Source organism: Nonomuraea sp. NPDC049725, from assembly GCF_040674795.1.
In the GTDB taxonomy this organism is placed as follows: Bacteria; Actinomycetota; Actinomycetes; order Streptosporangiales; family Streptosporangiaceae; genus Nonomuraea; species Nonomuraea ceibae.
The window spans coordinates 30,878-51,385 of sequence record NZ_JBFANJ010000013.1 but is presented as its reverse complement, the minus strand read 5'-3'; the positions used below and the strand labels follow the sequence as shown (position 1 = coordinate 51,385).

Sequence of the window (20,508 nt, the reverse complement as noted above, 5' to 3'; positions counted from 1 at the left end):
GCCGGTCAGTGCTGGACCAGCCCGCCGACCGGGACGGGGGCGACGTGGCCGGTCGGCGGCAGGGTCAGGGCCAGCGCGAGGCCCACGTCGACCAGCGACGACCGGCGCAGACCGGCGACGCCGGCCACCGGGGTCCAGACCGACTCGGCGATCTCGCCGCCGGGCTCGGGCCGCAGCCGCCCGCCCGTGATCCGGACCCGGTAGAAGACGCCGACGTTGTGGTGCTCGACGCCCGCGCGGGCCTCGGCGGCGGGGATCACCCGGGAGTCCACGCCCAGCAGCCGCTCGGCCACCGCGTCGCAGCCGGTCTCCTCGGCGACCTCGCGGATCACCGCGTCGAACGGGTCCTCCCCGTGCTCGACCCGCCCGCCGGGCAGCGTCCACGCGGACCCGCCCTCGGGCGGCACGTGCCGCGCGAGCAGCACCCGCCCGTCCTCGACACACACGGCGTACGCCGCCAACCGGAAGCTGATGCCCCCCACCTCCACGTACTGATCTTCGCCGTGAACGGCCTGATCCTAAGGGCTCACAGGAGGGTCAGCTGCTCAGGGGCGGCCCGCGGGGCGGCCCCGCCTGGGGCCGGGCGGGGCGGGAGGCGGCGGGCCGTGGCCGGGGTGGCGCGGCCCACGCCGTGACGCTCGGCCAGGGCCCTGACCTGGGCCGTGACGCGCTCCTGGTAGGACTTGGGCGCGTAGGCGCCCCGGCCGTAGAGCTCCAGGTAGCGCGGGACGAGCCGAGGGTGCTCGCGCGACAGCCAGGCCAGCCACCACTCGCGCGCCCCCGGCCGCAGGTGCAGCACGATGGGCGCGATGTGGGTCGCGCCCGCCTCGGCGATCTCCCGGACCGTGCGGTCGAGCTGGGCGGGGGAGTCGGTGAGGTAGGGCAGGATCGGCGCCATCAGCACGCCGGTCGCGATGCCGTTGTCGTTGAGCGTGGCGCACGTCTCCAGGCGGCGCCGGGGCGAGGGGGTGCCGGGCTCGACCGCGCGCCACACGTCGGCGTCGACGAACCCCACCGACAGGTTGGCCCCCACCTCGGCGCGCTCGGCGGCCTCGGTGAGCAGGTCGAGGTCGCGCAGGATCAGCGTGCCCTTGGTCAGCACCGAGAACGGGTTGGCCGCGTCGCGCAGCGCCGACAGGATGCCGCGCATGAGCCGGTAGCGGCCCTCGGCGCGCTGGTAGCAGTCGACGTTGGTGCCCATCGCCACGTGCTGCCCCCGCCAGCGCGGCGAGGCCAGCTCCCTGCGGGCCAGCTCGGCCGCGTTGACCTTGACCACGATCTTCGAGTCGAAGTCGGCGCCCGCGTCGAGGTCGAGGTATTCGTGGGTCTTGCGGGCGAAGCAGTAGACGCACCGGTGGCCGCAGCCCCGGTAGGGGTTGATCGTGAACTCGAACGGCACCCGGCTCGCCGCCGGGACCCGGTTGATGATCGAACGGGCCTGGATCTCGTAGAAGGTCATCCCCCGGAATCCGGGCGTGTCGAACGTGCGGGTGACCGCGCCGCGGGCGAACAGCGGCGCGGCCGGATCGTCCCGGCCGGAGTCGGCCAGGCGCAGGTTGTCCCAGCGCATGCCATGATTAGAACAAAGGTTCGACGGTGATCGCAAATGGAAAGAGGTCGCAATTACCTGGTCAGGGCGGGGCTAATGATCTTCATGGTTGGGCAGGAAACCCCGCACAGAGCTTGCGTTCCGGAGGTGCACCCATGGCCTGGTCGCAGGACGAGGAGCGGATGCTGGCCCAGATCGAGCAGCACCTCGTCGAGGACGATCCGCGACTCGTGGCACGGCTCGAGTCGTTCAACGAGCGGGTGCGTCGCAGCGAGGAGAGGTCCGGACGGACACCCGGGGCGCGCCGCAGGCCCCGCAGGTCGACCGTCATCATCCTGGTCAGCTGGCTGCTCATCGCCACGCTGGTCACCACACTGCTGATCATGGTGCTGCGGCACGAGGCCGCCGGCGCGCTGGCGCTGGGCGGCTCCGCGAGCCGACCCGCCCCCGTTCCCGTGCCCGCCCAGGCCGCCCCGCCCGCCGCCGAAACGCTCACGCTCACCGCCCGCCGCTGACCCGCGCCGCCGGACCCGGCCCGCCTGCGGTCTGCCCGTACGCTCTCAGCCCACCTCGACCGTCGGCTCGTGGTGCACCGGGAAGTTGACCGAGCTCGCGATGAAGCACGCCTTCTGCGCGTCCTCGTGCAGCCGGACGGCGGCCTCCACCATGTCGGGCGAGGCCACGGTGACGTGCGGGCGCAGCGTCGCCTCGGTGAAGTGCCCGCCGGTCGCGGTCTGCGTCATGATGCCGGTGGCGTGATCGGCGTACGCGGTGACGACGACGCCCGCGACGGCGCACACGTGCAGGTAGGACAGCAGGTGGCACTGGGAGAGTGCGCCCAGCAGGAGCTGCTCGGGGTTCCAGCGGGCGGGGTCGCCGCGGAAGGCCGGGTCCGAGCTGCCCGCGATGGGCGCCGGGCCGTCGGCGGTGAGCTCGTGGGCGCGGTCGTAGGCGCGGTAGCCGCTGGTGCCCGTCCCCAGGTTGCCGGTCCAGGTGACGGTGGTGGCGTAGGTGTGCAGGTGGGACATGGGTGCTCCTCGTGTCAGTGATCGGTGGGCGGGTCGCCGGCGCTGGCGCGGGTGTCGAGGACGTGCAGGCGGGCGACGTGGCCGGCCTCCTCGGCGTCGCCGCGCCGGATCGCCGCGAGCAGGTCGTCGTGCTGCGCGCTGACGTGCGCGTGGCGGGCCGGGGGCGCCAGCGAACGCAGGGTGGAGACGTGGATCTGGTCCCACACCCGGTCCAGCGTGTCGAGGGCGATGGCGTTGCCGGCCAGCTCGGCCACGCGGCGGTGGAAGCGCCGGTTGAGCGTGACCGCCTCCGCCATGCGTCCGGCGTCGGTGGCCTCGGCGGTGGTGGTGGCCAGGTCGTCCAGGGCCGCCAGGTCGGCGGGGGCGATGCGGCCCTCGCGCTGCCTGCGGGCGGCGGTCTCGGCGGTCAGCGCCTCCAGCGCGGCCCGTACCTGATAGGCGTCCTCCAGGGCGGCCGGGTCGAGGGCGACCACGACCACGCCCCGGCCGGTGGGCCGCACCAGCCCGTGGGCCGCGAGCGCGCGCAGCGCCTCGCGGACGGGGGTGCGCGACATCTGGAGAGCGGCCGCGGCGTCCAGCTCCGTCAGGCGCGCGCCCGGCGGATAGGTGCCGTCGAGGATCAGCTCGCGCAGCCGGCGATGTGCCACGTCGTTCTGCATGGCACCTGACCCTAAGCTATTGCATGCATTGCATGCAAACAACGGTGACGTTGTCCCGCCCGCCCTCGGCGAGCGCGTGATGGACCAGCCGGCGCGCGTCCTCCAGCGGGCCGCCGCCCGGCCCCAGCGCCTCCCGCAGCGACGCCGCGTCGGGCAGATATCGCCACAGCCCGTCCGTGCACAGCAGGAGGCGGCCCGGCCCGCGCGGCCGGTAGCCGCGCACGCGCGGCACGGGCTCGCCCGCGTCGGCGCCCAGCCAGGCGGTGATCACCTCGTCGCCGTCCACGTCGTCCTCGGTCAGCGCCATCGCCGTGCCCTCGTCGGGCAGCCAGTACGCCCTGCTGTCGCCCACCCACGCGCACCACACGCCCTGCGGACCGGCGATCCCCGCCACGTACGTGCAGGCCGGGGCGGCCCGGACGGACGACGCCAGCGCCGCCACCGCGCGCCCGGCGCGGACCGCCGAGGCCGCCAGCGCCTCCTCCGGCAGCAGCGGCACGGCCAGCAGCGCGGCCAGCGCCGCGACGCCCGTCTCGGCGGCGACCCGGGCCGCCCGTTCCGCCCTCGGCGACATCGACACCCCGTCGCACACCACCCCCGCCGTCCACGGGCCCGGCGTGGCCAGCGCCATCGCGTCGGCGTTCACCTCACGCCGCAGGCCGCGGTCGCTCACCCCGGCCGCGCCCGGACCGGCGGTGATCTCCAGGTGCGCGCGGAAGGCCGGCTGCGCGGCGCCGCAGTGCCAGCAGTGCCCGTCGGGGGCCACCGTGCCGCCGCACCGGACGCACTCCGTGATCTCCGTCATGCCGCCAGGATTCCACCGGAGATCCACCGGGCGCGCAGCGCCCGTACGGGACGGGGACGCGCGTCCGGCGGCGCCGCGAGCGGACCGACTACCGGGCCACCCGCCCCGGAGGGCGCGCGGTCACACGGACGGGAGGGCGCGCAGGAAGTCGGCGGCGATCGGGGCCGCGACCTTGCCGCCGCCTCCGCCGCCCTCGACCACCACCGCGAACGCCACGTCCTCGGTGAAGCCGATGAACCAGGCGTGCGAGTCGAGCTTCGGCCCGCTGCCGTACTCGGCGGTGCCCGTCTTGCCGCGGGTGCCCGACGGCAGCCCGGCCGACTTCGCGGTGCCCTTGGTGACGACGGCCGCCATCATGCCGTGCAGCGCCTCGGTGACGCCGCCGGGCAGCTTGCGGGCCTCGGCCTTCTGCTTCAGCTCGGGGACCAGCGTCGGCGGGCGCCAGGTGCCGTCGGCGATCGCGGCGGCCACCGACGCCATCGACAGCGGGCTGGCCGTGATCCGGCCCTGGCCGAACGACTCGGCGGCCAGCTCCGCGTCGGACTCGGCGCGGGGGAAGCTCGCCTTCGTGGCCGGGACGCCGATCGACAGCGGCTGGTTGAAGCCCACCAGCTCGGCGGTCTGGAGCAGCTTGTCCGCCCCCAGCCGCTCCTCGGCCAGCGGCGCGAACGTCGTGTTGCACGAGTGGGCGAAGGAGTCGGAGAACGACAGCGACCCGAACTCCGCCTTCTCCGAGTTGCGGATCCGCAGCCCGCCGACGGTCACGTACTTGGGGCACGTCACGGTGTCGCGCGGCGACAGCCCGTCGGCGAGCAGCCCGATGGCGGTGACGGCCTTGAACGTCGAGCCGGGCGCGTAGCGGCCGTCGAGCGCCCGGTTGAAGCCGCCCCGGTTGTTGACCACGGCCAGGATCTCACCCGAGCCGGGCTCGATCGCCACCATCGAGGCGGGCTTGTCCACGTCCTTGACGGCGGTGACGGCGGCGGCCTGCACGCCGGGGTCGAGCGTGGTGCGCAGCGGCTCGCCGTCGGTGCCGTCGATCTTCTCCAGGGTCTTGCCGCCCGCCTGGATCTCGGTCGTCGGCGTGCCGGCCAGCCGCTCCTGGAACGCCTGCTGGAGCCCGCCCCGGCCGACCGCCTGGCCCACCTTGTAGGCGGAGCCGAGCTTGGCCACGTCCTTCTTGGTCGCCTTGTCCAGGTAGCCGACGAGCTGCTGCACCGAGCCGCCCACGTCGCCGCCGTCGATGCGGCCGCCGCCCGCGTCGGTGATCGCCGCGCGCTCCGGCCACGACGTCTTGAGCGCGAACGTCGCGCCCGGCGTCAGCTGCGGGTGCAGGGCGGCGGGCGTCCAGTCGACCTTCCAGTGGCGGTCGGCGACCTTCAGCGCGAGCTCGCCCTCGTACGTCCACTCTCCGGCGTTCTTCAGCCGGTGGGTGGCGGTGTAGGGGACGGTGGCGCGGCCGTCGCGCTCGCGCGGGGCGCCCACCTGGATCGTCGAGGACTCCACGCCGAGCCCCTGCCGGAACTGGTCGTAGACGCCGAGCTCCTGCGGCGCCGCCAGCTCGGCGCTCATCCGGGCCCGGTCGCCCGCCTGCCACGCCGCGGCGAAGCGCTGCGCGGTCTCGGCGGGCGTGCCGCGGGTGTGCAGCAGGTAGTAGGCGCCCCCGCCGGCGGCTCCCAGCGCCAGCACGGTGGCGCCGGACACGATCGCGATGGTGCGGCCACGCGCCACGGGTCAGCCCCCTCCGGTTCCGATGGCCGCCTTGTGGCTGGCCGCGTAGGTCGGCACGTACTCCTGGCCGGACAGCTCCTGGATGGCCGCCATGATCTCGTCGGTGACGCGGCGGCGGTCCTGGGCCCTGGTGTGGTCGCCGGTGAACGTCATCGGCGCGCCGATCGCGATGCCGATCCTGGCCGGCCGCGGCACCTTGGCGCCGAGCGGCAGCACCTTCTCGGTGCCGCTGAGCGCCACGGGCAGCACCGGCGCGCCCGTCTTCAGCGCCAGCCACGCCACGCCGATCTTGCCTCGGTAGAGGCGGCCGTCGGGGGAGCGGGTGCCCTCCGGGTGGATGCCGAACAGCTCACCGCGCTCCAGGAGCGCCGCGGCGGCGTCGAGCATGTCCTGGGCCGCGTGCGCGCTCTCCCGGTCGGTCGGCAGGCTCCCGCCGAGCCGCATGAACCAGCCGGCGACCGGGTTGCCGGAGAAATACTCGTTCTTGGCCGCGAACGTGACGTGCCGGGGCAGCAGCGCGGGCAGCAGGAACGAGTCGAGCACCGAGAGATGGTTGGCGGCCAGGATCGCCGGTCCGCTCCGCGGCACGTGCGCGGCGCCCGAGATGTACGGACGGCACATCGCGTGGGCGAGGGGTGCGGCGGCGAACTTGACCACTTGATATAGCAACGGGCTCTCCTGGACGATCGTCGGCTCGGCCACCCACCATAAGGCAGGCGCCCCGTCCGGGGACGGGGCGCCTGGGAAGCTGTTAAGGCCGATGTGGCGGTCGCCTCCTCGGCGAGGTGCACAACACGGCTCCAGCCGAACGGTATTCCGTGAAGGCGGTAATTTGCGGCCCGGGGGACACAGACCACATCGGCCTTTCGATGCTAACGGACATCCGGCGGCCCGTATTCCACCGGGCCCAAAGAGCGGGTCATCTTCTGGTCCGCAGCGACCGGCTGGCGCCAAGGATGCCCAGCTCACAGCCCCCACCCAACTCCCGCGAATCACCGCGAATTCCCCTCGGCCCGCCGTTCTCAGGTGCGGAGGGTGCTGGCGTCCTCGCCGGCCGCGTAGTTGCCCCTGGAACGCGCGAGGTCCTCGCTCTGCCTGCCCATCGCGTCGGAGAGCAGGTCCAGCGCGGTCCCGATGGCCGCCATCCGCTCGCCCCTGGCCTGCCAGTAGGCGTCGCCGTACTCGTCGGCGCCGAGCGCGACCCGGACGGCCTTCGTGACGGGCTCGTAGCGGACGGCCACGTCCCGCACGGCCTCCTCCATGTCGCCCACGCCCCTGGCCAGGCCGCGCAGGTGGCTCTTGCCGTAAGCCATGCCCTCGAGCGTCATGACGGGCAGGATAGCGAGATCAGGTGCGGGTCCAGTGGGGCTGGGCGACGTCGAGGACGCGGGTCTCCCGGCCGCGCAGCGCCACCTCGGCGAACTGCCACAGGATGGCCCCGGTCGGCGCGTGCACGACGATCGACGGCCCGAGCGGCATCTGCAGCAGTCCGTCGCGCCAGCGCGGCACGCCCGGCGCGAGGAAGCGCTCCAGCGGCACGGCGTGCACGGAGGCGACCTCGCGCGGGTCGGCGACCGGCTGCTGCGCGCCGCCGAAAGCCACCACCGGCGTGATCACGAACCCGGAGTCGGTGACGAAGTCGTCGAGCAGCCCGGCCACCTCCACCCCGGTCACCGCCGTCTCCTCGGCCAGCTCGCGCAGCGCCGCCTCCACCGGCCGCTCGCCGTCGTCGAGCCGGCCGCCCGGCAGCGCCCACTGGCCGGGGTTGCGGCCGTGCGGGGCCCTCCTGATGAGGATCGTGTACGGCTCGCGCGCGGAGTCCTCCAGCACGCACACGGTCACGGCGGCGCGGCGGATGCCCGCGGCGGGCGGCACCTCCCGCCTGGGGAAGCGGCCGAGCCGGGCGGTGATCAGCTCACGCAGGGCGTCGATCGGGGGCAGCACACCGGCAGGATCTCACGCCGGCAGCAGCAGGTAGCCGAGAACCATGCCGGCGGCCGTCGTGACGGCGGCCGTGACCGCCGCCCACCTGCCGAGCCGCTCGCCCTGGCTGTGCCCCACCAGGCCCAGCACGATCCCGGCCGGGCCGAACAGGATCGGGACGAACACCAGCGCGACCGCCGCGCACCCGAACCCGGCGATCGACAGAACCTGCGTGGTCCGCAGCGGGTCGTCCATGGCCGCTCCTCGGAGGGACGGGACCCTCATCACACACCCGGGGCCCGGGCGCTGTCGAGCGGCCGGGGGAGCGGCAGGGCGTGCACGACGTCCAGCCGCGACACCGCCCGGGTCAGCGCCACGTACAGCAGGTTGAGCCCGCGCGGCCCGCTCGCGGCGATGGCGGCGGGCTCGCACACGACCACGTGGTCGTACTCCAGCCCCTTGGCCGTGGACGCGGCCACCACGGCGAGCCGGCCGCCGACGTCGAGCCCGTCGTCCCACAGCGCGGCCGTGACCTTCTCGGCGGCGTCGTCGGCGGCGATCACGCCGATCGAGCCCTCGAACTCCAGCGCCTCCCGCGCCGCCGCCGTCACGCCGCTCTCCAGCGGGTCGGCGCGGATCAGCCGCAGCCTGCCGTCGGAGCGGTGCGAGCGGGTGACGGGCACGTCGGCGTCGAGCGCGGGCAGCAGCCGGTTGGCCAGCTCGACGACCGTGGCGGGCACCCGGTAGCCGGTGGTCAGCTCGACGATCCGGCCGTCCGGCTTGCCCAGGAGCTCCAGGTGCCGGGCCCAGGAGCGGGCCGCCCACGGGGTGGTGCCCTGCGCCAGGTCGCCGAGCACGGTGAGCGAGCCGTGCTCGCTGCGCCGGGCGACGGCCCGGCACTGCATCGGCGACAGGTCCTGCGCCTCGTCCACGATGACGTGGCCGTAGCCGCGCGGCCGTTCCAGCAGCCCGGCCAGCTCGTCGAGCAGCACCAGGTCGGCCTCCGTCCAGCGGGCGCCGCGGTGGCCGCGCGGCGGGCGCTCCCAGGTGACGGCCGCCCGTTCGGCGTCCGTCAGCGCGGTGGCGGGGGAGCGGCCGCTCAGCACCTCGAACAGCACCTCCTCCGGCCGCACGGCCGGCCACACCGCGTCCAGGAACGGCATCACCGCCCGCCCTGTCCTGCGGGTCCAGGCGGCGGTGGCGCTGAGCCCGCGCGCCTCGGCCTGCCGCCGCACCAGCTCCACCACGCGGGCGCGGACCCGCTCGCGGCCCGTCAGGTACGGCAGCGCGTCGCGGCGGGTGTCGTCCACGATCCGCCGCAGCTCGGCCTCGCCGACCCGCCAGGTGGCCGAGCCGTCCGGCACCGCCAGCGGCTCGACCGGCTTGCGTACGCGCGCGTACAGGGCCTCGCGCAGCACCTCGGCCATCCGGGCGTCGTGCTTGACCAGCGCGGCGGCCGGGCTGTCCGCGGCCCGCACCGGGACGGAGGCGAGCAGCCGCTCCAGCGTGGTCTGCTCGACGTCCATCTCGCCGAGCGCGGGCAGCACGGCGGAGATGTAGCCGAGGAAGGCCCGGTTCGGGCCGAGCACGAGGACGCCGCCGCGTTCCAGCCGCTGGCGGTGCGCGTACAGCAGGAACGCGGCCCGGTGCAGGCCGACGGCGGTCTTGCCGGTGCCGGGCGCGCCCTGCACGCAGATCGACTCGGACAGGGCGGCCCTGACCAGGTCGTCCTGCTCGGGCTGGATGGTGGCGACGATGTCGCGCATGGGGCCGACGCGCGGCCGTTCGATCTCGGCGGCCAGGATGCGGCTGTCGCGCTGCTCCTCGCCCCGGTCGAGCCGCTCGTCCTCGTAGGAGGTGAGCGTGGTGCCGGACCAGCCGAACCGGCGGCGCACGGCCACGCCCTGCGGGTCGCGGGCGCTCGCCCGGTAGAAGGCGCGCGAGACCGGCGCCCGCCAGTCGACGACGACCGGCGGGCCGCCGTGCTCGCCGCTGATGTGCCGCCTGCCGAGGTGGTAGCTGCGGCCGGGATGGTCGGCCGAGCCCGGCCCGAAGTTGAGCCGGCCGAAGAACGGCGGCCCGTCCGGCTCCTCGCCGAGCTGCTTGGCCAGGCTCTTCAGGTGGCGGCCGAGCCGTTCGGCGCTGTAGCGGTCGCCGGCGACGGTCTCGCCGACGACGACATTCTCGCGGGCGGCGTCGAGCATCCTGCGCAGCCCGGCGGCGCAGCGCTCGATGTGCCTGCGCTCCTCGTCGAGTGTGGTCATGGCACCTCCTGGCGTTAACTCGGTTAATAGATTAACCAGGTTAACACTTTGGTAGGGTGGGCCCATGACGGGACTGCGGGAGCTTCAGCGGCAGCGGGTGCGTGAGGCCATCTCCTCGGCGGCCATCCGGCTCTTCCTGGCGCGCGGCTTCGACGAGGTGCCGGTCACCGAGATCGCGGCGGCGGCGCAGGTGTCCAAGCCGACGCTGTTCAAGTACTTCCCGACCAAGGAGGACCTGGTCCTGCACCGCATCGCCGACCACCGGGGCGAGCCGGCCCGCGTGGTGCGCGGGCGGGGGCCGGGCGAGTCGCCGGTCGCGGCCCTGCGCCGCCACTTCCTCGACGGCCTGGCCCGCCACGACCCCGTCACCGGGCTGAACGACCATCCGGAGGTGATGGGCTTCCACCGGATGGTGTTCGGCACGCCGAGCCTGGGCGCGCGCGTGTCCACGTACGTCGAGCACGACGAGCGGACGCTGGCCGAGGCGCTGACGGGGCCGTACGACGAGCTGACCGCGAGCCTGCTGGCCGCGCAGACGCTCGCCCTCCAGCGGGTGCTGGCCCGCCGCAACTGGCGGGCGCTGGCCGACGGCGTGCCGCTGGCCGAGCTGGAGCCGGAGGCCGTACGCGCCGCCGGGGTGGCGTTCGGCCTGCTGGAGCCCGGCCCCGCCTGAGAGGTCAGCCGATCCAGGTCTCGTGCAGGTGCGCCCAGCGCAGGGCGCCGCCCTCACGGCGCAGCACCGCGGTCGCCCGGCGGCCCCGCCCGCGCTGCCACTCCTCGTAGGCGGCCACCACCAGCGGCCCGGCCGCGGCCACCACGCGGGCGTCGCGGATCTCCACGCGCAGCCCCGGGTCCGCGCCGCGCGCCGCCGCCACCTCCGCCAGCACCCGCTCCCGCGACAGCGCCTGGCCGTCGGGCGTGACCAGCGTGAAGTCCGGCGCGTGCGCCTGCGCGAACGCCTCGAACCCGCCCGTCCCGGCCAGCCAGCGTTCGATCACCCGGTGATGCCGGACGATCTCCGCGCCGACCATCCAGTCACGCGGCGGCGTCAGCGCCAGGCCGTGCCAGGGATCGGCCGCGAACAGCCCGGCCGGGCGGGCCGCGCCGATCCAGCGGTAGGTGGCCGCCACCTCACGGGCGACCTCGGCGCCGAGCGCCCCGGCCAGCCCGGCGGCGAACGCGTCCACGTCCAGTTCCTCGTAGCGGGCCCCGGCGGCTGCGGCCAGCTCGGCCCCCGTCACCGCCTCCGGGCCGCCCGCGTCGGCCACGCCCGCCAGTCCGTCCCGCGTCAGCGCCGCCACCGTGATCGCGCCCAGGTCCGCATGGCTCAGCCACGCCACCGGCAGGTCGCCCGGCAGCGGGTAACGCAGCACCCCGTCCTCCAGCACGCCCGGCATGAGCAGGTTGTCCAGGTAGAGCGCCGGTCGCAGCACCACGACCGGCAGCCCGGACGCCAGCATCGCCCGCGCCGCCTCCCGCCGCGTGTCGAACGCGGCCGCCCCCGTCTCGGCGTCCGGCAGCCGGTTGCCCGTGGCGAACACCAGCCGCCGCACCCCGGCCGCCCGCGCCCCCTCGATCACGTTGCGGGTGTACGCGCGCACCAGGTCCGGCTCGTACACCAGCGGCAGCGTCACCGACGCGTGCGTGACGCCGTCGAAGGCCGCCTTCACCCGTGCCGCGTCCCCCAGCTCGCCCGCGAACGCCTCCACCCCGTCCGGGACCCGCTCCGTGCGGGCGAAGCCGCGCACGGCGTGCCCCTCCGCGACCAGCCTGCGCGCCACCGCGCCCCCCTGCGCGCCCGTGGCGCCGAACACCAGGAATCTCATGCGTCCAGCCTCCCGCCGATCCCCGATACGCTCGATAAAGCGACCTCCACTGATATTTAAGGATCGTCCGGATGGATCTGCTGAGCGAGCTTCTCGCACCTCTGCGCCTGCGGGCCGTCTTCCACAGCCGCTGGACCGTGCGCGCCCCCTGGGGCGTGGCCGGCCCGGCGGAGCGATGCGCGCTGATCCACTACGTCCAGGACGGCGGCTGCGTCGTGGAGCTGCCCGGGCTGCCCGCGCCGGTCCGGCTCGCCGCCGGGGACCTGGCCGTGTTCCCGCACGGCGCCGCCCACCGCCTCGCCGACGCGCCCGGCCGCCCGGCCGTCCCCCTGGAGAGCCTGCTGCCCGCCCGCGACCCCGGCGCGACCGGCGCCGTCCGCATCGACGGGGACGGCCCGGCCACCACCATGCTCTGCGCCGGCCTGCACTACGACGAGCCCGCCCCGCCGCTCTACCGGGCGCTGCCGCCCGTGCTCGTGCTCGGCCGGGCCGCCGTCGCCCGGCAGCCGCTGCTCGCGGGCACGCTGGCCGGGCTGGCGCGGGAGTGGGACGGCGACGAGCCGGGGCTGCCCCTGGTGGCCGTGCGCGCCTTCGAGCTCGCCTTCGTCCTGGCCCTGCGCGCCGCCCTGGCCGAGCCCGAACCCGGCCCGGAAGGCACATCGGGGAGTGCGCCCGTTCTGCGGGCGCTGCGCCACCCGGCCGTCGGGGCCGCGCTGCTGGCCGTGCAGACCCGCTACGCCGAGCCGTGGACCGTCGAGACGCTGGCCGCCGAGGCCGGGCTGTCCCGCTCGGCCTTCGCCGCGACCTTCCGCGAGCTCGTCGGCGAGACGCCCATGCGCCACCTGACCGCCCGCCGCATGCACGAGGCCGCCAGGCTGCTCACCGCCACCCGGCTCCCGCACGCCGCCGTCGCCCACCGCGTCGGCTACGGCTCCACGGTGGGCTTCCACCTGGCGTTCAAGCAGTGGTACGGCACGACGCCCGGCGGCTACCGCAGCTCGGCCACCCCTTCCAGCAGCCGGTCCACGTCCGAGCGGTCGTTGTAGTGGACCAGCCCGACCCGCACCGCGCCGCTCTCGCGGATGCCGAGCACGCCGGTCAGCTCCCAGGCGTAGTTGTGCCCGTTCCACACGTTCACGCCGCGCGCCGCCAGATGCTCGGCCACCTGGCGCGGGGTGCGCCCGGCGACGGTGAAGTAGGCGGTGGCCGTCCGCCGGGCCGGCTTGCCGTACAGGGTGACGTGCGGCATTGTCTCCAGGCCCGCCAGCAGCACCGCGAACAGCTCCATCTCGTGCGCCTCCGCCGCGGCCAGCGAGGCGGTCAGCCGCTCGCGCCGCGTCCCCGTGCCCGGCACCAGGCCGGCCAGGTGGTCCACGGCGGCGCTCACCCCGGCCAGGTCCGCGAACGGCGCCGTGCCGCGCTCGAACCGGTCCGGCACCGTGTCCGGCGCGGGGGCCAGCTTGTCCGGCCGGATCGTCTCCAGCAGCGCCGGATCGGCGACCACCGCGCCGACGTGCGGCCCCGACCACTTGTAGGCGCTGGTCGCGTAGAAGTCGGCGCCGAGCGCCCGCATGTCGACCGGGCCGTGCGCGGTGGCGTGCACGCCGTCGACGTACGTGAGCGCGCCCGCCTCGTGCGCCAGCGCGCTGATCGCGGCCACGTCGGGCCGGGTGCCGAGCACGTTGCCCGCCGCCGTCACCGCCACCAGCCGGGTGCGCGGCCCGATGAGCCGGGCGTACTGCTCCACCGGCAGCTCGCCGGTCACCGGATCGACCTCCGCCCACCGGACCGTCGCGCCGGTCGCCGTCCACGGCCGCACGTTCGCGTCGTGGTCCAGCCGCGACAGCACGACCTCGTCGCCGGGGCCCCACCCGCGTGACAGCGCGCCGGCCAGCCGATAGGTGAGCGTCGTCATGTTGGGCCCCAGGATCACCCCGTCCGGGTGCCCGCCGACCAGGTCGGCCACGGCCTGGCGGCAGGCCGCCACGATCGCCTCGGAGCGGCGGGCGGCGGGGAACGCCCCTCCCGCGTTGCCGAGGCCGCCTCGGTAGGCCCCGGCGATGGCGTCGATCACCGGCTGAGGGACCTGCGTGCCGGCGGCGCCGTCCAGATACGCGTGGCCGTCGGCGAGAGCGGGGTAGGCGGCTCGTACAGCTTCGATGGGGAAAGGCATGATGTGTTCATGCTCAGCCTGCGCGACCTCAACCGGGCCACCCTGGCCCGCCAGCACCTCCTGCGACGCCACGAGGGCAGCGCGGCCGACGTCGTGCACCGCCTGGCCGGTCTCCAGGCGCAGGAGCCGCGCCCGCCGTACCTGGGCGTGTGGACCCGGCTCGCCGGGTTCGGCCGCGACGAGCTGCACCGCGACCTGCACGCCGGCACGCTCGTCCGCGCGACGCTGCACCGCGCCACGCTGCACCTGGTGACCGCCGGCGACTACGCCGCGTTCCGGCCGCTGCTGCACCCGGTGCTGGCCGCCGCCGCCCGCCGCTTCGAGGGCGTCGACGCCGACGCCGTGGTGGCCGCCGCCGCGCGGCTGCTCGCCGAGGGGCCGCACACGTTCAACGAGCTGCGGCCGAAGCTGCTCGAGGAGTTCCCCGAGGCGGACCAGCGGCACCTCGGCTACGCGGTGCGGATGCTGGTGCCGCTGGTCATGGTGCCGACGCAGGACCGGTGGAGCTTCCCGCGCGACCCCGCCTTCGCCCCGGCCGGCGTCACCCTCGATCCGGCGCCCTCGGCGGAGGCGTTCGCCGAGCGCTACCTGGCTGCCTTCGGCCCCGCCACCGCCGCCGACCTCCAGGCGTGGTCAGGGCTGGGCGGCCTGGCCCCCGTCCTGGACGGCATGCGCGACCGGCTGGAGGTGCTGACCGGCGAGGACGGCAGGGTCCTGTACGACCTGCCGGACGCGCCCCGGCCGGGCGGCGACGTCCCGGCGCCGGTGCGGTTCCTGCCCGACTTCGACACGCTCGTCCTCGGCCACGCCGACCGCAGGCGGCTCGTCGCCGACGAGCACCGCGGCCTGGTCACGACCAAGAACCTGCGGGTACGCGCCACGTACCTGATCGACGGGTTCGCCGCCGGGACGTGGCAGATCAAGCGCTCGGGCAAGAAGGCCAGGCTGATCGTCACCCCGTTCGCGCCGCACCGGCCGGACATCCTGGAGGAGGAGGCGACGGCGCTGCTGGCCTTCGCCGAACCCGACGCCACGCAGCGCACGCTCGAAGTCGCGGAGGACTGACATGGCCCAGCTGACCGCCCTCGACGCGGGATTCCTCCACTTCGAGACCGAGACGAACGTCGCCAACATCGCCGGCCTGGCCGTGCTCGACGGCCCCCTCGACCGCGCGAGCCTGCAGTCCCTGCTGGAGGCCCGGCTGCCGCACGTGCCCGCGCTGCGCCGCAAGCTCGCCCGCGTCCCGTTCGACCTGGACCACCCGTACTGGGTGCGCGAGGACGACCTCGACCTCGACTACCACGTGCGCGAGATCGGCCTGCCGCCGCCCGGCGACGACCGGCAGCTCGCCGAGCAGGTGTCGCGGCTGCACCCGCGCCGCCTGGACCGCAGCCGGCCGCTGTGGGAGATCTACCTCATCCACGGCCTGGCCGGCGGCCGCACCGGTCTCTACACGAAGATCCACCACGCGGCCGTCGACGGGATCGGCGGCGCCGACGTGCTGGCCGCGCTGCTCGACCTCGGCCCCGAGCCCGCGCCGCCGCCCTCGGGCGAGCCGGAGCCCGACGCGCCGCTGCCGCCCCGCGCCGAGATGCTGGCGCGCGGCCTGGCCAGGATGGCCCGCAACCCGGCGCAGGCGGTGCGGTTCGCCGCCCGGGCGGTGCCGCACCTGGACGAGATCCCCGTCCTGTCGTGGCTGCCCGGCAGCAGCGTCGCCGCCCGGCTGGCCCGCAAGGCGGCCGGCACCGGGCAGGCGCCGGAGCTGCCCGTGCTGCCCGCGCCGCGCACCCCGTTCAGCGGCCCGGTCTCCCGGCACCGCCGCTTCTCGTTCGTCTCGCTGCCGCTGGAGGAGGTCAAGGCGGTGCGCAAGGCGTTCGGCGTCACGGTCAACGACGTGGTGATGGCCGTGTGCGCGGGCGCGCTGCGCCGCTGGCTGGCCGCGCACGGCGGCGTCCCGCGCCAGCCGCTGATCGCGGGCATCCCGCTCTCGCTGCGCGCCGCCGGCGACGAGGCGCCCGGCAACCAGGTCGCGATCATGACCGCGCCGCTCGGCGTGCACCTGGAGGACCCCGCCGCCCGGCTGGCCCAGGTGCGGCAGGCGATGCGGCGGATCAAGGACCGGTTCTCGCTGTCGCCGGCCCGCTGGCTGCGCGAGTTCAGCGAGTCGATGCCCGCCGCCCTCATGGGGCTGGCCGCCCGCTCGGCGTTCGAGCTCGTCGGCCAGACCGCGCCGCCCATCAACGTCGGCGTCTCCAACGTGCCGGGGCCGCAGTTCCCGCTGTACGTGTGCGGGGCGCGGCTGCTCAGCCTCTACCCGGTCTCGGTGATCACCGACGTGAGCGGCGGCATCAACATCACCGCGTTCTCCTACGACGGCTCGCTCGACATCGGCGTCATCACCGACCGCGACATGGTGCCCGACGCCTGGGAGCTGGCCGCCGACCTCCGCGCCGCCCTCGACGAGCTCCTCAACGCGGAACCTCCCTTGCCGCGATAGTCCCTACCGTGGGCGTCATGACGCCGAACAGCCGCGTACTCGACCGTCGCACGCTCAACCGCACGACGCTCGACCGCCAGCTCCTGCTCGCCCGCTCGGCCATGACGCCCGCGCAGGCCGTCGAACGGCTGGTCGCCCTCCAGGGGCAGGACGTCAACCCGCCCTACTACGGCCTCTGGTCGCGGCTGTCGTCCTTCACCCAGGACGACCTCACCTCCCTGCTCCACAGCAGGCAGGTCGTGCGCGGGTCACTGCTGCGCGCCACCCAGCACCTGACGCTGGCCGGCGACTACGTGTGGCTGCGGCCGCTCCTGCAGCCGCGCCTGTCACGCGGCCTGCGGGGCGCCTTCGGCGGCGCGCTGCGCGACGTCGACCTCGACGAGCTCGCCCGCCTGGCCCGTGCCCACCTGATCCGGGCCCACCTGAAAGGGCGCACCCTCACCCGCACCCAGGTGCGCGACCTGCTCGCCGAACGCTGGCCCGGCGTCGACCGGCTCGCGCTCAACTGGACCGTCCAGGCCGTCCTCCCGGTGATCCACACCCCGCCCAGCGGCGAGTGGAACCGGGGCGGCGCCGTCCCGTTCACGCTCGCCGAGGAGTGGCTCGGCCGCCCCCTCGACACCGCGCCCCCGGTGGAACGCCTGGTCACCCGCTACCTGGCCGCCTTCGGCCCGGCGGGCGTCATGGACGTGCAGGCGTGGTCCGGGCTGACCCGGCTGCGCCCGGTGATCGAGGCGATGGACCTGCGCGCCTACCGCGACGAGGACGGGCGCGTCCTGTACGACCTGCCGGACGCCCCGCTGGCCGACCCTGAGACACCCGCGCCCGTACGGTTCCTGCCGTACTTCGACAACCTGATCGTCGCCTACGCCGACCGGTCCCGGCTCATGACCGCCGAGCGGCGCAAGGCCGTCTGCGTGGGCGCGGTCATCCACCCGACGTTCCTGGTCGACGGCCTCGTCGCGGGCATGTGGGACCTCAAGGACGACACCCTGCGCCTGCGCCCCTTCCAGCCGCTGCCCGGCCCGGTCATGGAGGAGCTGACCGCCGAGGGGGCGCGGCTGCTGGCCTTCGCCGGTGAGAAGGACGCGGCGATCGCGCTTGACCTCATCCAAAGTTGAGGTAGGAGGCTGGGTCCACCGAAACGGACACCGACTCCGAGGAGTGAACCCTGTGCGTGCGATCCAGGCGCGTGAATTCGGCGGACCCGACGTGCTCGCCGCCACCGAGCTGCCCGACCCCGTCGCCGGACCCGGCCAGGTCGTCATCGGGCTGGCCGCCGCCGACGTCATCTACCTCGACACCCTGCTGCGCCGAGGCTGGGGCGGCGAGATGTTCCCCAAAACGCCCCCGTACGTGCCCGGCACCGGCGGCGCGGGCACCGTCCTGTCCACCGGCGAAGGCGTGGACCCGGGCTGGACCGGCCGCCGCGTCGTCGCCAGCCTCGGCAGCGGCTACGCCGAGCAGGTCGTCGCCGGCGTCGAGGAGCTCACCGAGCTGCCCGGGAACGTGAGCTTCGAGCAGGCGGCCGCCGTCCTGCACGACGGCGTCACCGCGCTCATGCTCACCCGGCTGGGACCCCCGGAGAAGGACGAGTGGGTCCTGGTGACCGCCGCTGCCGGAGGCGCCGGATCGACGCTCGTGCAGCTCGCCCGCGACGCCGGGGCCCGCGTCGTCGCCGCCGCCCGGGGCGAGCGCAAGCTCGGCCTCGCCCGCGAACTGGGCGCCGAGCACACCGTCGACTACAGCGAGAAAGGCTGGCAGGAGCGCGTCCGCGACCTGACCGGCGGCGGCGCCCGGCTCGTCTTCGACGGCGCGGGCGGCGGGCTCGGCCGCGCGGCGTTCGAGGCCGTCGCCGACGGCGGCCGGTTCGTCAGCTACGGCACCGCCGACGGCGGGCTCACCGAGGTCGACGCCGAGGAGGCCGCGCGCCGCCGCGTGGACGCGGTCAACGCCCTCGCGTCGGGGCCGCCCGACCCGGCGACTCCAGGGCGTGGCTCGCCGAGGCGCTCGACCTGGTCGCCCGGGGCCGGCTGCGCCCGGTCATCGGCGCCACCTTCCCGCTGGAGCGGGCCCGCGACGCCCACGTCTCGCTGGAGGAGCGCCGCACGATCGGCAAGTCGCTCCTGCTCGCCGGCCCGGACCGGCCGGCGGCCCGGTAGCGGCTCAGCCCAGGTAGTCGCGCAGCGCCATCGCCCGTGACGGGTGACGCAGCTTGGACATCGTCTTGGCCTCGATCTGGCGGATGCGCTCGCGCGTCACCCCGTAGATGCGCCCGATCTCGTCCAGCGTCATCGGCTTGCCGTCGACCAGGCCGTAACGCATCGAGATCACCCCCGCCTCCCGCTCCGACAGCTCGTCGAGCAGGGCGCGCAACTGCTGCTGGAGCAGCGTGAAGGAGACGGCGTCGGCGGGGGAGACCGCCTCGGTGTCCTCGATGAGGTCGCCGAACTCGCTGTCGCCCTCCTCACCCAGCGGCGTGTGCAGAGAGATCGGCTCGCGGCCGTAGCCCTGCACCTCGACGACCCGCGCCGGGTCGAGCTCGGTCTCGGCCGCGATCTCCTCGGGAGTGGGCTCGCGGCCCAGGTCGATCTGCAGGCGCCGCTGGGCCCGCGCCACCTTGTTGATCAGCTCGACCATGTGCACCGGGATGCGGATCGTCCGCGCCTGGTCGGCCATCGCCCGGGTGATCGCCTGCTTGATCCACCAGGTGGCGTAGGTGGAGAACTTGTAGCCCAGGCGGTAGTCGAACTTCTCGATCGTGCGGATCAGCCCCAGGTTGCCTTCCTGGATCAGGTCGAGGAACAGCATGCCGCGGCCCGTATAGCGCTTGGCGATCGACACCACCAGCCGCAGGTTGGCCTCCAGCATGCGGCGCTTGGCCCGCTCGCCGTCGTCGGCGATCCACTCCAGGTCGGCCCGCAGCTCGCGGTCGAGGCCGGGCTCGGTGTCGAGGCGCTCCCTGGCGAACAGCCCGGCCTCGATCCGCTTGGCCAGCTCGATCTCCTGATCGGCGGTCAGGAGGGGCACCCGCCCGATCTCCTTCAGGTATGTCTTGACGGAATCGGCGCTGACGGACACGCCGTCAGCGGGGGTTTCGTCCAGTTCGAGAGCCTCTGCTGTTTGGGTCAAGACAATCTCCTCGCTCGGGTCGGACGGGATCGGGCGTCACAGGGGCGGGCCATCGACCTCCAAAGCGCGTCTTCCCCTTCAAGCTACCCAACGCCTACGACAGGTTGTGACCGCCGTCTCAGAGTCGGCCCGGGCCGGCTCACAGGACAGCACTCACGGACATCCAGGCCGCCGTCGCGTCGTCGTGGCGCTTGCCGCTGACCGGGCCGCGCTCCCGCTCCAGGCGGCGCACCTCGGCGATCAGCGCCTCCGGCTCCCGCGCCCCCTCGACCAGGTCCGCCCAGGCGCGCCCGTACCAGTCGGCCAGCCGCGTGACGCCGTCGGTGAACAGCGCGACCCCGCTCAGCCCGGCGGCCTCGACCGTGCCGGTCAGCGCCCGCGCGGCGGCCGACGGGCAGGTGCTCGCCACCCAGAAGCCGCCCGGCCGGTTGCGCAGCGACGACACGAGCTCCACCGAGTACGGCCGCCCGCCGGGCAGGTGGTCCAGCCGGTCGTCGCGCACCACCGTCACGCCGCCGTCGCGCCCCCGCAACCCGATCGCCGAGTCGCACAGCACCAGGTAGTCGAGCCGGTCGCCGCGCAGCCGGGCCAGCGCGGCCGTGGCCGACGGCGAATCGGGGTTCGACAGGTCGCAGGTGCCCGCGTGCCGCGCCATCACGTCCGCGATCGCCCCGGCCAGCACGTCCGCCAGCGGCTCGCCGCCGTCCATCCGCGCCGCCACCCCGGTGGCCAGCGCCCGCACCAGCCACCGCACGTCGTGCGCGCACCCGGACGGGACGCCGGGCGGCGCGCTCGCCCCGTCGAACAGCGCCACCCACGACGGCCCGGCGACGACGTAGTCCTCGTTGCGGTGCTCGCCGCCCCGCGCCGGGGCGGCGGCGGTCGCGTAACGGACGTGTGGCATCGAACTCCCAGCGGGCG

At 75.0% G+C, this 20,508-nt stretch carries 21 protein-coding genes and 2 pseudogenes; 8 read left to right on the top strand and 15 right to left on the bottom strand.

Features of this window, described 5'->3' with window-relative positions; all coding sequences use genetic code 11:
• Positions 1-5: 5 nt before the first annotated feature.
• Together AB0J53_RS30590 and AB0J53_RS30585 are read right to left on the bottom strand one after the other, a co-directional pair.
• Entirely contained in the window at positions 6-488 is a 483-nt protein-coding gene (locus AB0J53_RS30590) for an NUDIX domain-containing protein (RefSeq protein WP_364178910.1), read from the bottom strand.
• A gap of 38 nt (positions 489-526) precedes the next feature.
• A complete protein-coding gene (locus tag AB0J53_RS30585; protein WP_364178909.1) occupies positions 527-1,570 on the bottom strand; it encodes an Rv2578c family radical SAM protein in 1,044 nt (347 codons plus the stop codon).
• Between the two features lie 134 nt (positions 1,571-1,704).
• Here AB0J53_RS30585 and AB0J53_RS30580 point away from each other — a divergent pair, with 134 nt between their 5' ends.
• The gene (locus AB0J53_RS30580) at positions 1,705-2,064 is read left to right on the top strand and encodes a DUF3040 domain-containing protein (RefSeq protein ID WP_364178907.1); all 360 of its coding nucleotides are present in this window, start codon (positions 1,705-1,707) and stop codon (positions 2,062-2,064) included.
• Between the two features lie 45 nt (positions 2,065-2,109).
• On the opposite strand, the gene AB0J53_RS30575 is transcribed toward AB0J53_RS30580, so the two are convergent.
• The 9 genes from AB0J53_RS30575 to AB0J53_RS30535 form a co-directional block, all read right to left on the bottom strand.
• On the bottom strand, positions 2,110-2,577 hold the full coding sequence (locus AB0J53_RS30575; protein ID WP_364178905.1) for an OsmC family protein: 468 nt from the start codon (positions 2,575-2,577) through the stop codon (positions 2,110-2,112).
• A 14-nt stretch (positions 2,578-2,591) separates the two neighbouring features.
• On the bottom strand, positions 2,592-3,236 hold the full coding sequence (locus AB0J53_RS30570; RefSeq protein WP_364178903.1) for a GntR family transcriptional regulator: 645 nt from the start codon (positions 3,234-3,236) through the stop codon (positions 2,592-2,594).
• Between the two features lie 16 nt (positions 3,237-3,252).
• Positions 3,253-4,041 (bottom strand): protein phosphatase 2C domain-containing protein, encoded by a 789-nt coding sequence (locus AB0J53_RS30565; protein ID WP_364178901.1) that lies wholly within the window; start codon positions 4,039-4,041, stop codon positions 3,253-3,255.
• 120 nt (positions 4,042-4,161) lie between these two features.
• Positions 4,162-5,745, bottom strand: a complete 1,584-nt coding sequence (locus AB0J53_RS30560) for a penicillin-binding transpeptidase domain-containing protein (protein WP_364178899.1) — start codon at positions 5,743-5,745, stop codon at positions 4,162-4,164.
• A 30-nt stretch (positions 5,746-5,775) separates the two neighbouring features.
• Complete coding sequence (locus AB0J53_RS30555) at positions 5,776-6,474, bottom strand: lysophospholipid acyltransferase family protein (protein WP_308125890.1); 699 nt, start codon at positions 6,472-6,474, stop codon at positions 5,776-5,778.
• A 320-nt stretch (positions 6,475-6,794) separates the two neighbouring features.
• Positions 6,795-7,100 carry a hypothetical protein gene (locus AB0J53_RS30550; protein ID WP_364178897.1) on the bottom strand — a complete coding sequence of 102 codons (306 nt, stop codon included), beginning with the start codon at positions 7,098-7,100 and terminating at the stop codon, positions 6,795-6,797.
• A gap of 19 nt (positions 7,101-7,119) precedes the next feature.
• Positions 7,120-7,716, bottom strand: coding sequence for a CoA pyrophosphatase (locus AB0J53_RS30545; protein WP_357593418.1), 597 nt, complete (start codon positions 7,714-7,716; stop codon positions 7,120-7,122).
• A 12-nt stretch (positions 7,717-7,728) separates the two neighbouring features.
• Complete coding sequence (locus AB0J53_RS30540; RefSeq protein ID WP_364178895.1) at positions 7,729-7,950, bottom strand: hypothetical protein; 222 nt, start codon at positions 7,948-7,950, stop codon at positions 7,729-7,731.
• Positions 7,951-7,979: 29 nt separating this feature from the next.
• Positions 7,980-9,959 carry an ATP-binding domain-containing protein gene (locus AB0J53_RS30535; protein WP_364178893.1) on the bottom strand — a complete coding sequence of 660 codons (1,980 nt, stop codon included), beginning with the start codon at positions 9,957-9,959 and terminating at the stop codon, positions 7,980-7,982.
• Positions 9,960-10,023: 64 nt separating this feature from the next.
• Here AB0J53_RS30535 and AB0J53_RS30530 point away from each other — a divergent pair, with 64 nt between their 5' ends.
• Positions 10,024-10,632 carry a TetR family transcriptional regulator gene (locus AB0J53_RS30530; RefSeq protein WP_364178891.1) on the top strand — a complete coding sequence of 203 codons (609 nt, stop codon included), beginning with the start codon at positions 10,024-10,026 and terminating at the stop codon, positions 10,630-10,632.
• A gap of 4 nt (positions 10,633-10,636) precedes the next feature.
• On the opposite strand, the gene AB0J53_RS30525 is transcribed toward AB0J53_RS30530, so the two are convergent.
• Positions 10,637-11,785: an NAD(P)H-binding protein gene (locus tag AB0J53_RS30525; RefSeq protein WP_364178889.1), complete on the bottom strand. Its 1,149-nt coding sequence runs from the start codon at positions 11,783-11,785 to the stop codon at positions 10,637-10,639.
• 71 nt (positions 11,786-11,856) lie between these two features.
• On the opposite strand from AB0J53_RS30525, the gene AB0J53_RS30520 reads away from it, so the two are divergent.
• Positions 11,857-12,831: an AraC family transcriptional regulator gene (locus tag AB0J53_RS30520; RefSeq protein WP_364178887.1), complete on the top strand. Its 975-nt coding sequence runs from the start codon at positions 11,857-11,859 to the stop codon at positions 12,829-12,831.
• Here AB0J53_RS30520 and AB0J53_RS30515 read toward each other — a convergent pair.
• Positions 12,774-13,958 (bottom strand): cysteine desulfurase-like protein, encoded by a 1,185-nt coding sequence (locus AB0J53_RS30515; RefSeq protein WP_364178885.1) that lies wholly within the window; start codon positions 13,956-13,958, stop codon positions 12,774-12,776. The genes AB0J53_RS30520 and AB0J53_RS30515 overlap by 58 nt on opposite strands.
• A 9-nt stretch (positions 13,959-13,967) precedes the next feature.
• On the opposite strand from AB0J53_RS30515, the gene AB0J53_RS30510 reads away from it, so the two are divergent.
• The 5 genes and pseudogenes from AB0J53_RS30510 (at position 13,968) to AB0J53_RS30490 (ending at position 18,617) form a co-directional block, all read left to right on the top strand.
• On the top strand, positions 13,968-15,023 hold the full coding sequence (locus tag AB0J53_RS30510) for a winged helix DNA-binding domain-containing protein (protein WP_364178883.1): 1,056 nt from the start codon (positions 13,968-13,970) through the stop codon (positions 15,021-15,023).
• A 1-nt stretch (position 15,024) separates the two neighbouring features.
• Positions 15,025-16,455: a wax ester/triacylglycerol synthase family O-acyltransferase gene (locus AB0J53_RS30505; protein WP_219508107.1), complete on the top strand. Its 1,431-nt coding sequence runs from the start codon at positions 15,025-15,027 to the stop codon at positions 16,453-16,455.
• A gap of 17 nt (positions 16,456-16,472) precedes the next feature.
• Positions 16,473-17,576, top strand: a complete 1,104-nt coding sequence (locus AB0J53_RS30500) for a winged helix DNA-binding domain-containing protein (protein WP_364178881.1) — start codon at positions 16,473-16,475, stop codon at positions 17,574-17,576.
• Between the two features lie 211 nt (positions 17,577-17,787).
• Positions 17,788-18,339 (top strand): annotated as a pseudogene (locus AB0J53_RS30495) (zinc-binding dehydrogenase); the annotation flags it as partial.
• A 131-nt stretch (positions 18,340-18,470) separates the two neighbouring features.
• Entirely contained in the window at positions 18,471-18,617 is a 147-nt protein-coding gene (locus AB0J53_RS30490; protein ID WP_364179224.1) for a zinc-binding dehydrogenase, read from the top strand.
• Between the two features lie 4 nt (positions 18,618-18,621).
• Here AB0J53_RS30490 and AB0J53_RS30485 read toward each other — a convergent pair.
• Positions 18,622-19,527: pseudogene (locus tag AB0J53_RS30485) on the bottom strand (RNA polymerase sigma factor); the annotation flags it as partial.
• Between the two features lie 199 nt (positions 19,528-19,726).
• Positions 19,727-20,491, bottom strand: a complete 765-nt coding sequence (locus AB0J53_RS30480; RefSeq protein WP_364178879.1) for a protein phosphatase 2C domain-containing protein — start codon at positions 20,489-20,491, stop codon at positions 19,727-19,729.
• Positions 20,492-20,508 lie beyond the last annotated feature (17 nt).

Bases quoted from the DNA above. Each gene is read 5' to 3' on its own strand.
- AB0J53_RS30585 (WP_364178909.1), bottom strand. From the start codon at position 1,570: ATGCGCTGGGACAACCTGCGCCTGGCCGACTCCGGCCGGGACGATCCG.
- AB0J53_RS30580 (WP_364178907.1), top strand. From the start codon at position 1,705: ATGGCCTGGTCGCAGGACGAGGAGCGGATGCTGGCCCAGATCGAGCAG.
- AB0J53_RS30575 (WP_364178905.1), bottom strand. From the start codon at position 2,577: ATGTCCCACCTGCACACCTACGCCACCACCGTCACCTGGACCGGCAAC.
- AB0J53_RS30570 (WP_364178903.1), bottom strand. From the start codon at position 3,236: ATGCAGAACGACGTGGCACATCGCCGGCTGCGCGAGCTGATCCTCGAC.
- AB0J53_RS30565 (WP_364178901.1), bottom strand. From the start codon at position 4,041: ATGACGGAGATCACGGAGTGCGTCCGGTGCGGCGGCACGGTGGCCCCC.
- AB0J53_RS30550 (WP_364178897.1), bottom strand. From the start codon at position 7,100: ATGACGCTCGAGGGCATGGCTTACGGCAAGAGCCACCTGCGCGGCCTG.
- AB0J53_RS30540 (WP_364178895.1), bottom strand. From the start codon at position 7,950: ATGGACGACCCGCTGCGGACCACGCAGGTTCTGTCGATCGCCGGGTTC.
- AB0J53_RS30535 (WP_364178893.1), bottom strand. From the start codon at position 9,959: ATGACCACACTCGACGAGGAGCGCAGGCACATCGAGCGCTGCGCCGCC.
- AB0J53_RS30530 (WP_364178891.1), top strand. From the start codon at position 10,024: ATGACGGGACTGCGGGAGCTTCAGCGGCAGCGGGTGCGTGAGGCCATC.
- AB0J53_RS30525 (WP_364178889.1), bottom strand. From the start codon at position 11,785: ATGAGATTCCTGGTGTTCGGCGCCACGGGCGCGCAGGGGGGCGCGGTG.
- AB0J53_RS30520 (WP_364178887.1), top strand. From the start codon at position 11,857: ATGGATCTGCTGAGCGAGCTTCTCGCACCTCTGCGCCTGCGGGCCGTC.
- AB0J53_RS30515 (WP_364178885.1), bottom strand. From the start codon at position 13,958: ATGCCTTTCCCCATCGAAGCTGTACGAGCCGCCTACCCCGCTCTCGCC.
- AB0J53_RS30510 (WP_364178883.1), top strand. From the start codon at position 13,968: ATGCTCAGCCTGCGCGACCTCAACCGGGCCACCCTGGCCCGCCAGCAC.
- AB0J53_RS30505 (WP_219508107.1), top strand. From the start codon at position 15,025: ATGGCCCAGCTGACCGCCCTCGACGCGGGATTCCTCCACTTCGAGACC.
- AB0J53_RS30500 (WP_364178881.1), top strand. From the start codon at position 16,473: ATGACGCCGAACAGCCGCGTACTCGACCGTCGCACGCTCAACCGCACG.
- AB0J53_RS30480 (WP_364178879.1), bottom strand. From the start codon at position 20,491: ATGCCACACGTCCGTTACGCGACCGCCGCCGCCCCGGCGCGGGGCGGC.